This window comes from Psychrobacter jeotgali (genome assembly GCF_904846315.1).
In the GTDB taxonomy this organism is placed as follows: Bacteria; Pseudomonadota; Gammaproteobacteria; order Pseudomonadales; family Moraxellaceae; genus Psychrobacter; species Psychrobacter jeotgali.
This window is the reverse complement of record NZ_CAJHAF010000001.1, coordinates 2,850,334-2,863,941: the sequence shown is the minus strand read 5'-3', so window position 1 is coordinate 2,863,941 and position 13,608 is coordinate 2,850,334. Positions and strand designations below refer to the sequence as shown.

Annotated in this window: 9 protein-coding genes; 6 read left to right on the top strand and 3 right to left on the bottom strand. The window is 45.0% G+C overall.

Annotated features, from left to right (window positions below; genetic code table 11):
- Positions 1-91: 91 nt before the first annotated feature.
- The 6 genes from JMX18_RS11865 (at position 92) to JMX18_RS11840 (ending at position 5,500) form a co-directional block, all read left to right on the top strand.
- Positions 92-2,563, top strand: a complete 2,472-nt coding sequence (locus JMX18_RS11865; RefSeq protein WP_201587926.1) for a YgiQ family radical SAM protein — start codon at positions 92-94, stop codon at positions 2,561-2,563.
- 257 nt (positions 2,564-2,820) lie between these two features.
- Entirely contained in the window at positions 2,821-3,234 is a 414-nt protein-coding gene (locus JMX18_RS11860; protein WP_201587924.1) for a hypothetical protein, read from the top strand.
- Between the two features lie 170 nt (positions 3,235-3,404).
- Positions 3,405-3,935 carry a hypothetical protein gene (locus JMX18_RS11855; RefSeq protein ID WP_201587922.1) on the top strand — a complete coding sequence of 177 codons (531 nt, stop codon included), beginning with the start codon at positions 3,405-3,407 and terminating at the stop codon, positions 3,933-3,935.
- A gap of 93 nt (positions 3,936-4,028) precedes the next feature.
- Complete coding sequence (locus JMX18_RS11850; protein ID WP_201587920.1) at positions 4,029-4,583, top strand: REP-associated tyrosine transposase; 555 nt, start codon at positions 4,029-4,031, stop codon at positions 4,581-4,583.
- Between the two features lie 51 nt (positions 4,584-4,634).
- The gene (locus JMX18_RS13230) at positions 4,635-5,207 is read left to right on the top strand and encodes a hypothetical protein (protein ID WP_227674652.1); all 573 of its coding nucleotides are present in this window, start codon (positions 4,635-4,637) and stop codon (positions 5,205-5,207) included.
- The gene (locus JMX18_RS11840; RefSeq protein WP_201587919.1) at positions 5,204-5,500 is read left to right on the top strand and encodes a hypothetical protein; all 297 of its coding nucleotides are present in this window, start codon (positions 5,204-5,206) and stop codon (positions 5,498-5,500) included. The genes JMX18_RS13230 and JMX18_RS11840 overlap by 4 nt, the downstream gene beginning before the upstream one ends.
- Before the next feature lie 458 nt (positions 5,501-5,958).
- Here the strand turns inward: JMX18_RS11840 and ligA are convergent, their stop codons facing one another.
- The 3 genes from ligA to JMX18_RS11825 all read right to left on the bottom strand — a co-directional run bounded on the left by ligA (position 5,959) and on the right by JMX18_RS11825 (position 13,514).
- Positions 5,959-8,019, bottom strand: a complete 2,061-nt coding sequence (ligA, locus tag JMX18_RS11835) for an NAD-dependent DNA ligase LigA (protein WP_201587918.1) — start codon at positions 8,017-8,019, stop codon at positions 5,959-5,961.
- 256 nt (positions 8,020-8,275) lie between these two features.
- Entirely contained in the window at positions 8,276-9,298 is a 1,023-nt protein-coding gene (locus tag JMX18_RS11830) for a cell division protein ZipA (protein ID WP_201587917.1), read from the bottom strand.
- A 271-nt stretch (positions 9,299-9,569) separates the two neighbouring features.
- Positions 9,570-13,514, bottom strand: a complete 3,945-nt coding sequence (locus tag JMX18_RS11825; RefSeq protein WP_201587916.1) for an AAA family ATPase — start codon at positions 13,512-13,514, stop codon at positions 9,570-9,572.
- Between the last annotated feature and the right edge of the window lie 94 nt (positions 13,515-13,608).

Here is a 13,608-nt window from a genome sequence, read left to right as displayed (position 1 = left end):
CTAAAATGAGCGCCCTTAATTTAGTCCTCAGTACTGATTGCTGATAACGGCTCTACTTTAAGTGCTCTTTTTCTAATTAATAGGTCTGCCCATGTCTGCCGATACCATCGCCCGCACTGCCTTTAAACAAGGCACCAAACCACTCTATGACTACGATAAACATTGGGCAAGCTGCTACGAGCCTGCCCCTTACTTGCCAATGAGCCGTAAAGAGATGGACGATTTGGGCTGGGATGCCTGCGATGTCATTATTATATCTGGCGATGCTTATGTGGATCATCCCAGCTTTGGCATGGCGATTATCGGACGTTTGCTTGAAGCGCAAGGCTTTCGTGTCGGTATCATCGCGCAGCCGGACTGGAAGAGTAAAGACGCCTTTATGGAGCTTGGTAAACCAGTCTACGCTTATGGCGTGACCGCCGGCAACATGGATAGCATGATCAATCGCTATACCGCGGATCGTAAAATTCGTAGCGATGATGCGTACTCACCGGGTAATGTCGCGGACAAACGCCCCGACCGTGCGGCCATCGTTTATAGCCAGCGCTGCCGTGAAGCCTATCCTGACGTGCCGATTATCTTAGGCGGTATTGAAGGTAGTCTACGCCGTATCGCGCATTATGATTATTGGTCAGATAAGGTACGCCGTAGTATTTTGCTGGACTCGCGCGCTGACGTTTTATTGTACGGTAATGCCGAGCGAGCCATCGTCGATGTGGTGCATGGATTATCTAAAGGCTACACCTTTGAGCAGATGAGTAAACTGCGCGGCACCGCTTACTTATTAACGCCAAGCCGTCGCCACTGGCAAGCGGATATGACCGAGATTGTCAGTAATGACGTCGATACGATAGGCCGGGTAGATCCTATTATCAATCCGTACGTCATGACCGAAGACGTTGATAGCTGCAAGATTGAGCAAGAAAAACCTAGCGATTCGCCAGTGGGACAAGCGATGACGGGAATGTCCGCGCAATATGCGGGTTTTGTTGCTGAACCAGTTACCAATAAAGTCCTAAATGCCGATCAGGTCGATACCGAAACCCAAGTCGTACAAATGCGCGGCTTTGACCATCTAGACAAAGACAGTCAGGTAGACAAACCCAAAACCGCACGCAAACACAAGTTAAAAATGCCAGCGCGCGAGCAAACGGTCATCCGTCTACCCGACTATGAGCAAGTTAAATCTGACCCCGTACTTTACGCTCATGCCAGTCGTATCCTGCATCTCGAGACCAATCCGGGCAATGCTCGTGCCCTAGTGCAACGTCACGGTAGCGGCGCGGGTAACTCGCACACCGCTATCGATGTTTGGCTCAATCCGCCGCCGATTCCGCTATCTACTGAAGAGATGGATTACGTGTTTGATCTGCCTTACGCCCGTTTGCCGCATCCAAGCTATGGCGACGCGCGCATTCCTGCCTTTGATATGATTAAATTCTCGGTCAATATTATGCGCGGCTGTTTTGGCGGTTGTACCTTTTGCTCCATCACTGAGCACGAAGGGCGTATCATCCAAAATCGCTCGGAGGAGTCTATCCTACGCGAAGTCGAAGCGATACGTGATACCGCGCCTGCCTTTACCGGCGTGATATCAGATTTGGGCGGGCCGACAGCGAATATGTATCGCTTGAACTGTAAAGATGAAACCATCGAAAAGCATTGCCGCAAGCCCTCTTGCGTGTACCCTGATGTCTGCGAGAACCTAATTACTGATCACAGTAATTTAACCAAATTATACCGTAAAGCCCGTGATATCAAAGGTGTGAAGAAAATCCTGATCGCCTCTGGTCTACGTTATGATTTAGCAGTAAAAGACCCTGAATACGTCAAAGAGTTGGTCAGCCATCACGTTGGCGGCTATCTAAAAATCGCCCCTGAGCACTCAGAAGAAGGCGTATTGTCAAAGATGATGAAGCCGGGTATGGGTTCTTACGATCAGTTCAAAGCGATGTTCGAGCAATTCAGTCAAGAGGCAGGTAAAGAGCAGTACCTAATTCCTTATTTTATCGCTGCCCATCCGGGTACCAAAGATGAAGATATGATGAACCTCGCCCTGTGGCTCAAGCGTAATGACTACCGCGCCGATCAAGTGCAAGCGTTTTACCCCAGTCCCATGGCAACCGCGACCACCATGTATCACACCCATAAAGACCCGCTACATAAGGTCAATCGTCATAATGGCGATATGGATATCGTCAAGTCAGGGAAGCAGCGTAAATTGCACAAAGCATTTCTGCGTTACCATGACCCCAAAAACTGGGCTCTATTACGGGACGCTCTAAAAAGTATGGGGCGTAGCGACTTAATCGGTAAAAACCGTGGTTGCCTCATACCGCCATTTAATGCCCATCTAGAAGGGCGCGATGCCAATAAGGACAGCTATCAGTCCGCTCGTAAAAAGAACAGCCGTGTTGGTAACGACTCTGTTAAACGTCAAGGTAACAACAATAGCAACAACACTGCGACCAATAGTAAAGCGAGTAAAAACACCAAAAAGAGAGTTAGCAAAGGCAACTTCCAAACCCAACATACTGGGCTACCGCCGCGTAAAACTAAATAACTCTGATAAAAAAGGGTTTATAAATTAAATTCATCCAAAAAAACGCACATCAATCTAAAGGTTGATGTGCGTTTTTATTAGCTAAACTACATGATTACATTAGTAAGTTGTTAAGTAACGTCGCTAACAGGTAAGGAACAATTTCTAACATTATAAATATTAAGTTTTGGTTACCATGAACCTCATGCACTTATTGCATTCTCAATATAATGAAATAAATCATAAAAGATTACCCCCTGACTTTTGGAGAATATATTATGAATAATTTAATTAAACTAGCCGCTGCTGCCCCAGCTATCGCTCTAATCACTGCTTGTGCTACTACTGCTCCAACTACGCCGCCACCTAGCGCTTCTGGCAATCAAATGCCTGATGCCGCCTATGACCGCATGATGCCAGAGCGCTATACTTGTGCTGACGATGGTCAAATTATGGCCAAGCAGTCTATCAATAAGCAGCAAGCTCAGCTTACTGTGACTCTACCTAAGCTCAATTGGTCACAGCAGCCCATTACTTTAGCTGGTGGCGTAAAAGGTAGTACCGCAAGCTACGTCAATGACTCTAACCCAGAGATTATCTATGCATGGTACATGCAGGACAACGATACCGGTTTGCTAGCTATGAAATGGGCAAATGGCGAAGAGTATCAAGTAGCTTGTAAAAAACTATAATAATAGCTTTTTCTAAACTTCTTTTTTCATTGTAAACAGTCATCAAATGATGGCTGTTTTTTTATGGCCAGCCGCTATAATATTGCAGTATAAGTTTATATTCCTGATTAAGTTTATATTCCTGATTAAATGAACCCCTACTCATTGTAAACCTCAAAAGAGAAATACTCATGGCAAAGCGTCTTATAAGTACGATTATCATCTCTACAGCGGCTATGCTGGCATTAACGGGTTGTGACAATACCTCAGATACCGCTATGGCTACTGAGCAAGGTACTGCGACTGGGGTTGGTAGTGAATCAATTACTAATATCGATTGGAATGCGGTAGCAACAGAGCAAACACCGGTGGCTCGAGCTGACTTTGATTATCCATTTGCTATAGACAGCCAAAATGTCCGCGATTATGCTGACTATTTCAGTATTGATAACGCTACTGCCCAACATAATCTAACGGTAGGTATGGCGAGTAACGAGCCGTTATCAAAGGTATTAGAACAGCTGGGTACCAGCTATACCTCACATGAGCTGACCGATGGCGAAGCTATGCAGCTTATCATTCATACGACTCCTGATATTGCTGCCAGTAGCTATGATTACGTGTTTGCAGAGGACTTTGCTAAAGGGTTAACCTTACCGATTGTAATTATGCCTGATGGAGTGAAGGGTGAAGTTGATGCTAATCCGCATGAGGGTATGTAGGGATTGAGAGTTTAAACTAAAACGAAATGTTGCTGTAGGGTGCCGCATAGCGCACCAAATAAGGTCATAAAAACTCCATACGGATAATCAAAAATGTCAGAGTACATTCGATCCTATACGCAAGGTGCTACTTACTTCTTTACATTAGTTTCGTATGATCGAAGAGACATATTTTGTAATGAAGACTTTTTACAGGCTTTTAAAAACAGTATAAAACAAATCCAGCAGCAATATCATTTTGAGATTATCGCATGGGTACAACTACCCGACCATTTGCACTGCATTTGGAAAATGCCTGAAAACGATGCTAATTACAGTATGCGCTGGTCGCAGATAAAACGCTTAACTACCCAAACCTGTCCGCAATATCAGTTATCACTAAATGAGTTAAGCCATTCAAAGGCAAAAAGACATGAACGTGGTGTCTGGCAACGTCGATTTTTTGAGCATCAAATAAAAGATGAAGCAGACTTTATAAAGCACATGGATTATCTGCATTATAATCCGGTTAAACACGGTTTGGTTACAAGGGTTTTAGATTGGCCGTACTCAAGCTTTCATCGCTGTGTGAGACAAGGTTTTTATGCGGAAGATTGGGGTAGTAGTTTGATGGGTTTTTCAGAGAGTTTTTCGGATATATTAGAGTAGTTTATTTTATCTGGTGCGCTGGGCGCACCCTACTCGCCTGCTGCTAGTCAGGTGGCTAATGTAGGTTCTGGTGCTATAACACCAGTACATCCTGAGGACTATGCACTCTTAGGATATGGAGCTGCTAAAACAGTTGGCAATATTGCTAAGAGCCGTGCTGCTAAAGGAGCTGCTAAAGCAAGCAGAGATATCATTCCTCAAGAATATAGAACTAAAATTGATAATAAAGTTAAAATAGTTCAAAAAGATGAGAGTTTACCTTCATTCGTAAAAGATAGTTTTAAAGATGGTAATTATAGAACTGTAGTCACGGATGAAGATATTGTGGTTTATCGAGTATATGGTGGAAGTGCTAAAGCTGAAGGCGGTTTCGTGACTACTTCACCAGCAAAGAATAAGATTCAAGCAAAAATCGATGCGGCTTTATTGCCAGAATGGAAAAATACAAGACAATTTGAAGCAGACATTATTATTCCTAAGGGTACAACCATTAATGTTGGAAGAGTGGAAGAGCAAATTATTAGAGAATTTGGCACTGTTTTAAAAGGAGATGTTGATCAGATCCTCATGCCTAAGGACTGGCCTTCATCATGGATTAAATCGACTAGAAAGGTGAAACCTTGAATTATAATCACGTTACTTTAGAAATGTTAAAAGATTATGCATTTATAGTTATTGAATCAATGAAATCTGATAAAGACTATCAAAATTCGGATGTTCTTAAAGATTACGCAGTACTATATTTAAATTTTATTAATTCATTAGAAAATAATAACGCAATATATTCTAAGCAAAAGTTTACTAGAATTGAGTCTTTATCGAGAGCTTATCTGGAAGTAGATAGTGATTGGAGTAAACCTTTTCTGGAAAAAATGTATGAGTTCGAAAAATTAGGCCGAAAATATTATAGCTTATAATCTATTAGACATTAAGGCGTGTTGAACATTCACAAATTAGCACTGCTGATAGCTACCAATTAATCAAAGTTGTGGTTTAGTCTAGCGCGTAGTAGCAGTAGGGTGCGCCCAGCGCACCAACGCATTCACACGAAATAATAGATTAAAAACACCTATCTATAAAAAATATTCCACGTCGAATTATTTATAAAATAATATGTATAAATTCAAGAATCCATTTCTTAATGGTGCGCTGGGCGCACCCTACTTAGATCACTATTTTACCGAGTATACAATGACTACTCTTGGCTCTTGCGCGAGGGACGAGCGCCGAATAAACCCTTAAAGAAAGACGGCTCATGACCTGCATATTTACCCACTCTTAAAGCAAGCGATGTTGAGGCCATGCTTTTTTATCTTTTGCTTTTCATCAAAATCAGCTTTCAAATGATGCGCTGGGCGCACCCTACCGCCAACATTCAATCCCCAACCAATGCCAAAAACTCATCCTCGCCGACAACCTTAACGCCCAATTTCTCTGCTTTGGTCAGCTTCGAGCCTGCTTTCTCTCCTGCCAATAACGCCGTAGTTTTCGCCGAAACACTACCAACCACCTTTGCACCTAAGGCTTGCAACTTGGCTTTGGCTTCGTCGCGTGCCATGCTATCAAGGGCGCCGGTAATAACCCAAGTTTGACCGTCAAGCGGTAGCCCTTCAGCGACGGTTTGCTCGACGGCGTCCCAATGGACGCCAGCCTTTATTAATTCATCAATGACTTCGATATTATGCGGCGCACGGAAGAACTCATAGATCAGCTCGGCAGTGATAGCGCCGACATCAGGGGTTTGCAGTAGGGTGTCTATATCAGCGGCCATCAAACTATCAAGCTCGCCAAATTGCTGTGCAAGGTTCTGCGCCGTAGTCTCACCGACACCGCGGATACCAAGGGCATAAATAAAGCGCGCTAAAGTCGTATGCTTGCTATCTTCAATAGCGCTTATTATATTGTTGACCGACTTTTCGCCCAATTTTTCATAAGTGATGAGATCGTCTTGATGGTTATGCAATTGATAGATATCAGCGACGGTTTTGACCAAACCATGCTCAAAGAAGCTAATCAGCCAGCGCTCGCCCAGACCATCGATATCCATCGCTCGGCGTGAGACAAAGTGAATGAGCGCCTCTTGCTGCTGCGCTGGACAAAACAGACCACCAGTACATCTTGCTAGCGCTTCACCTTCCGGTAATATCACTGGCGAGTCGCACACCGGACAGTTAGAGGGTAAAGTGACGGGCTCGGAGTTATCTGGACGTTGCTCGTGCCAAACGCGGGTGACTTTAGGAATCACATCACCAGCGCGGTGCACGCTGACCATGTCGCCAGCTCTAACATCCAGCCGCTGAATCTCACCAAAGTTATGCAAGGTGACATTACTTACGGTGACGCCGCCGACTTTGACCGGCTCAAGTTTACCCACAGGTGTTAATTGTCCCGTGCGCCCCACTTGCCATTCGATATTATTTAGACGAGTTATCACGGTTTCGGCGGGGAACTTATAAGCGGTCGCCCAGCGCGGCTCGCGTGATAGGTAGCCAAGCTGTTGTTGCAACGCCAAGCTATTGACTTTAATCACCGTGCCATCAATCTCAAAAGGCAAGTCATCACGGGTTTCAATCACCGATTCGTAATAGACTTGCGCCGCACGTGGGTTTGACACCACTTCAACGGCGCTGACGGTAAAACCGATATCTTTGAGCCATGCCAGCGCCGCCGATTGGGTTTCAATAATGTCGGGCAAGCCTTGATTGACTGAATAAGCATAGAACGCCAATGGGCGACTGGCAGCAACGGCAGGGTCTAATTGACGTAAGCTCCCAGCAGCAGCGTTACGTGGATTGGCAAAGGTCTTGTCTTCGTTCTCTTCAGCTAGGCGGTTCAAACGCTCGAATCCTGCTTTGGGCATCAATACTTCGCCGCGCACTTCTAATAATTCAATATCTTTGGCATCGCTAAGCCATAAGGGCAAATTGCGAATGGTTTTGGTATTTTGGGTAATGTCCTCGCCGACTCTGCCATCGCCACGGGTGACCGCTTGCACAAATTGGCCGTACTCGTATTTCAGCGATACCGCCAGGCCATCAAGCTTGAGCTCAATCTCGTACTCTGGGTTTTGCTGCGCGTCACTTAAACGATCGTTGACACGGCGCATAAAGTTATGCAAATCGTCATAATCAAACACATTGCCCAAAGATAACATCGGCACATCGTGAGTGACTTGATTAAATGCCGATAGCGGCGTATCGCCCACTTGATTGATCGGACTATCGGGCTGAACCAGATCGGGATATTGCTCTTCAAGCTCCACTAAAGACAGACGCAGCTGATCGTATTCACTATCCTCTAAGATTGGATTATCCAGTACATAGTAAGCATAGTTGTGTTTTTTGATAGCACCAATAAGCGTACGCATTTGCGTAATAATGGTGTCATCAATCAGAGTGGATTTTGAAGAAGGGGTCGGTAATAGTGAGTCAGTCATAATCGGCGTCTTTACAGTTCAAGATGCCGATATGATAACAAGTTTGCAGGATATTAGGATAGCAGTTTAAAAATCAGTAAGGGCAAATAAGCTATAGTCAATCCCAAATAAAACTGACATATTTAGCTACGTGCTACTGAGTTGTAACACTTTTAAAGTGACTTAGCTATATATGACTTAGCTTATTTGCCCTTCAAAAATTGCCCGTTTGTATAGTCAGTTGAAAGTAAAACGGTTATAGATTTAAGCGTGCTAGTTAAAGGTCATAATCACGCACTTGGTTACGCAGTTGCTGTTTATATTCAGGGGTAATCGGTTCGTTATTTTCATCGAGCATCACGGCATCTAGATCATTCGCCATCATATAAGCTATGCTCATCATACTATCGAAGCTACGTAGCGCTTGCGGATGCGGCAGCGATAAAAACACGACAATACCGTTATAAGTATTGGTCGCCACGCTATGCGGATCAAAAGGAGCGATACCGCTATCAGTAATCCCCATCATGCTAAACCATAGCATGCCGGTGCCGTCTTTTTGCTCATAACGATGGAACATATTCATCGCCCCAAAACGTAGTCCGTACTTATCAATCAATGCTAATAAGTCGCGCCCCCGAATGATATTATAGGGTCGATCACGGTACTGATTCGGTAAAATGGTGATATTAATATTATCCTTCGCATTGAGCAGAGGAGCATTTTGCGCTTCATCGACTGGCTCTAATAAATGCTGGTCGAGGATAGGGCTATTATCATCGAAGCTTGGCTCTTCAGCGGTATCAATCACTGGCATCAGACTGTCAGTAGCCGATACCAAACTTGAAAAAGCATCCAATTCTTGCTCATCATTAACCTGTTCATCGCCACGCATCTCATCTGCTAAAGAAGCAAACTCCGTATCATCAGCACGACGTTGCTCAGTTTGCCAGCGGGCGTAGTCAGCACCGCTTTCATCATTAGCATTTTTAGGATGAGAAGGCGCTAGCGTCTCATTATTACTGGCTGGCACTTCAGCTGAAGGCTCATCCTCAATGATTGCATTAAGATAATCACGATTCGGACCTATAGTAGTCTCGCCAGCGACGGTATCGTCAAGATCAGGTTGATCGACAATATTACGCTCATGACGTGGGATAATTGGAATACCATTTTTGTCATATCTCACTAGGGGTGTTTCAGCATTTTGACGACGCTTGACACTCCGAATGACTATAAATAGCCCTGCAAATACGATAAATGCAGCAATAGCGACCAAAATAAACTGAATAACAGTCATGAGAAATACATCCTAATCTATATGACAAGTGGGAATACACAAGAAGGCATAAATGGCAATAGTCTAGCATGGCTAAACGATGTCGTCACCATATTGTATAGTTTGACGGCTGGTCAGTGGTAGCTAAATTTGTCTTTATAAAGTTAAAGCTGAGTAAGTTTTAGCGCTATAATCTTAATCACTGGCTTTTAGTTATAAACGGTGGTTAATTTTTAACCAACACGCTCTATACCTCAAATTGATAAATCTAGTTGTACCTTGTAACCCAATCCTAACTTTCAATATAGTGTGCCGCCTCGTCAAGTGATACGCTCACTAAGGTTGAGATGCCGGCGGTTGGCATAGTAATCCCTTTTAGCTCATCAGCAATCTGCATCGACAGTTTATTGTGACTGATAAAAATGAATTGTAAATCATCCGCTAACTCATGAATAAGACTGGTAAAGCGCGCTACGTTAGCATCATCAAGCGGGGCATCGACCTCATCGAGTACACAAAAAGGCGCGGGATGCTGCTTAAATATGGCAAAAATGAGGCTAAGTGCCGTCAGAGTTTTCTCTCCGCCTGACAACACCGCAAGACGACTATTGCGCTTGCCTTTGGGCTGCGCCATTAGCGTTAGCCCGGCTCGCCATTGCTCTGATTTAGGCTCTGACTTAGAATCTAATTGGTAACGATTTTCAGGTATGTCGTCTGGCATAGCGTCTGTATTAAGGGTCAAGCTGGCCTTACCGCCGCCGAACACCTTGGCAAACAATTTGGCAAGCTCATCATTGACTGCGTCCAGCGTTTCCATAAATAGGGTCTTGGTGGTCTCATCAATCGCCGCAATTGCATCAAGTAAGGTTTGCATACTGGCGCTGATATCATCAATCTGCTGTGTTAAGGGCTCCAAACGCTCATTAACCTCATCAAGCTCTTTGATGGCAGCTAAATTGACCGCGCCTATTTTACTTATTTGCTGCTCAAGCTGGCGAAGCTCGGTCTGGAGTTCAGCGATTTTATCGGGGCGCACACGGCGCTCGTGCACAATAAAATCGGTTAGTAAACTTGAGACGCTCATTTTTTGCGTTGTTTGGGTTGCTAAATGCGCTCCATCTTTATTCATCATTTGATAATAGTTATCCAAAGCCTCCTGCGTCTTGATGCTGGCATCAGTCAACTTTGCTTCGCTAAGCGCAAGCTCGGTAGCTTGATGGGCAAGCCGGCTTTGCTGCTGTTGGCGCTCATTTTCTAGATTATTAAGCTCGCTTTGCTGCTGAGTATAATCGTGCTTTAGATTATTTAGTGTGCTTTCACGCTCATTTAATAGCGCCTGCTGTTCGTCCCTTGCCAATTGGGCGCTTTGCAATGCTGCTTGCAAGTCTGGCAGTTGCTGCTCAATACGTTTAAGCTCGGTAGTTAGCGTTTGTTCATTTTGTAGCGCCTTATCGTATGCACTGGTCGCACGCTCTAGATTATGAGTGTGATGCTCAAGACCCATTTGAGCTTTTTGCAGACTTAATTGTAGCGCTTGCCACTTATCATCATCGGCTTGGCGATTGTAGCTGAGCTTACGGCGCTCTTCTTGTAGCCGCTGGCGATTTTCTTTGGCGGCTACAAGTTTAGGTATCAGCTCGTCTATCGCCACCTGAATACGCTGCTGTTCATCCTCTATGGCTTGCTGCTCGCTGACTAGCTCCTGCTGTTCTTGCTCAAGGGCGGCTTTATCACTATTTAGGCGCTTGATATCGGCATGCAAGCGCGCGTACTCTGCTTGCTCGGTACTCAATTGCTGCGTATATTGATACTTTTCACGGGTCAATCGCTCACTTTGGGCACGGGTTTCTTCTAGGCTAATACGTAGCGCATCGTATTCATATTGGCTTTTTTTAATTGCCTTTTGCTGCATTTGTATCGCATCGTCACTATCATTGAGCAAATCCTCTAATTGCTCAAGCCGGGTGCGCTGCTGCAAGCGCTGGGTCAAAAATTGATTATTAGTGCTATCTTTTGCTCCTAAAAGCTTATTTAGATTCAAGCTGCCTTGACCACTCATAATCCAGCCGTCAGTGGTTAATAACAAAGCGGATGCTGGCAATACTTTTAAAATCTGTACTAAGGGCTGAGCTTTATCCACATAATTATCGTCCTCTTCGATATACAAATAGCACCGTTGCCAAAGCGCTAAAGCGGGCTGGGTGATCATCTGTGATAAAGGTAACACTTTATCGACAAGCTCGTTTGGCAACTCCTCTAAAACTTTATGTCGCTGGTTACTATTGGTAAAAGCTGGCAACCATAAACTATGATGAGCTTCAGAGTTATTTTGGGCATTTTGAGCGCCTGGCTCAGTTTGACTGCTTTGATAAGTCAGCAAATCAGGTAAAAAACCTTTCAGTGCTTGCCCTAAATTATCAGCTGATTGTCGGTCATTTCTTAAGGCATCTTGGGTTAATTTATCGCTTATCAACACATGGCTATCGAGCCATAGCGACAATAATTTATCGAGCTCATTGGCATACTTCTGGCCTTGAGGGCTTAGCTCAACTTGCTCCCGTAAAGTGCTAATCGGCAACGACTGAGCATTATGATTAGCCGCTCTATTGTCTGCGTCGTTATTTGCCTTTTTAATAGCTGCGCTGGCACTGGTTTTGCCACTCGCTTTATTTATAGGTTTTGGATGCAGCACATTATGAAGTGTATCGAATTCACCCGCCAATAGCGCGTGCCGCTTTTCAAGCTCTGCTAAGTTACGCTGCTCATCTGTCAAACGCTGCTGAAATATATGCGCTTGTGGTTGCAACTCGGACAGGCGCTCATCAACACTATCCTGCTGGCGTTCGATTTGTTGTAACTTGTGCTTTAACGCTGCAATCTGTGTCCCTGCTGGCTCGGCTATTGATTCAGCTTTATTTTTCTGGACAATGTCTGGCTGCTGCAACTGCTCCCACAATATTTGCCAATTTTGCTGACGTTTTTGCCATTTATTATAGCTTTGCTGCTGACGTTGTTTGGATTGATTATTCAGCGCCTGCTGCTGTTCAAGCGTGCGTTGGCTGTCCTCTAGTGTTGTCAGCTCAGTTTGCGCTTTAGCCCAAGCGTGTTGTAGGGGCTGCTCATTGTGTTTATACGATTCACGTTTTGCGGTCAGCTCAATCAGCTGTGGCTGCATGCTAGCCAGCTCCGTCTGCTGCTCGTCCTGCTCCTTTTTTAATTGCTCAATTTGGGCACGCACCTGAGTTTTTTGCTGGGCCAAATCTGCAAGCTGCTGCTTTGTCTGCGCCACTTTAGCTTGCACATCGTTGACTTGATGCTCCGCTTGCTGGTAGCTCAGCTGCTGTTTATGATAAGCACTTTGGGCGTCATCTTTGAGCCATTGCTCTTGATTGATATGATCAGTAAGCTGGTCTTGCTTGGTTTTGAGCGCATCATAATCGGTTTGGAGCACTGCCACCTCAGCACTGCTGTTCTCATGCGCCTTTTTCAGTTGCAGCTGCGTCTCTTTGGCTTGATAAAGCTGCTGGATTGCCAGTTGTTGGTTGATATCAGCATGGCTTTCGTTCAGCGCTTGATAACGCTCAGCGCTAGCCGCTTGCTTTGATAGGCTCTTTTGTTGGCGTGTCAGTTCGCTTTGCATATCTTGCAGCCGCACCAAATTATCACGAGTCATCTCAAGCTTTTTTTGGGTCTCGTCCCGGCGGGCTTGGTAGCGCGACACCCCCGCAGCTTCTTCGATAAACTCCCGTAGCTGCAAGGGACTTGAATCGACAATCCGCCCAATCATGCCCTGCTCAATCACCGCATAACTGCGTGCCCCAAGTCCCGTTCCCAAGAACACATCAACCACATCACGGCGACGCGCCCGCGTGCCATTGATAAAATAATCCGAGCGCCCCTCCATATTGACTTGGCGGCGTACAGACAGCTCATGATACAGATTAAACTCATGGCGAATGCCGGTTTGCTCATCTTGGGTATGTTCAAAAGTCAGCTCGACACTGGCGACACTTTTGGCCGCTTTATCTTGGGTGCCAGCAAAGATAACATCACTCATCGCCCCGCCACGTAGCTGCTTGGCGGAGGTCTCGCCCAGCACCCAGCGAATGGCATCAATGACGTTTGATTTGCCACAACCATTTGGCCCGACAATAGCAGTAATGCCGTGAGGAAAGGTAAAAGTGGTTGAGTTGGCAAAGGATTTAAAGCCCGCCAGTTTTAGAGATTTTAAGCGCATGACTAACTTTTAGGTTAATAAAAACAGGGAGCTATTTTACCTGAAATTGTGCTGAATTTTGGAATTTGTTGATAATAGTATAATATGACTGAGA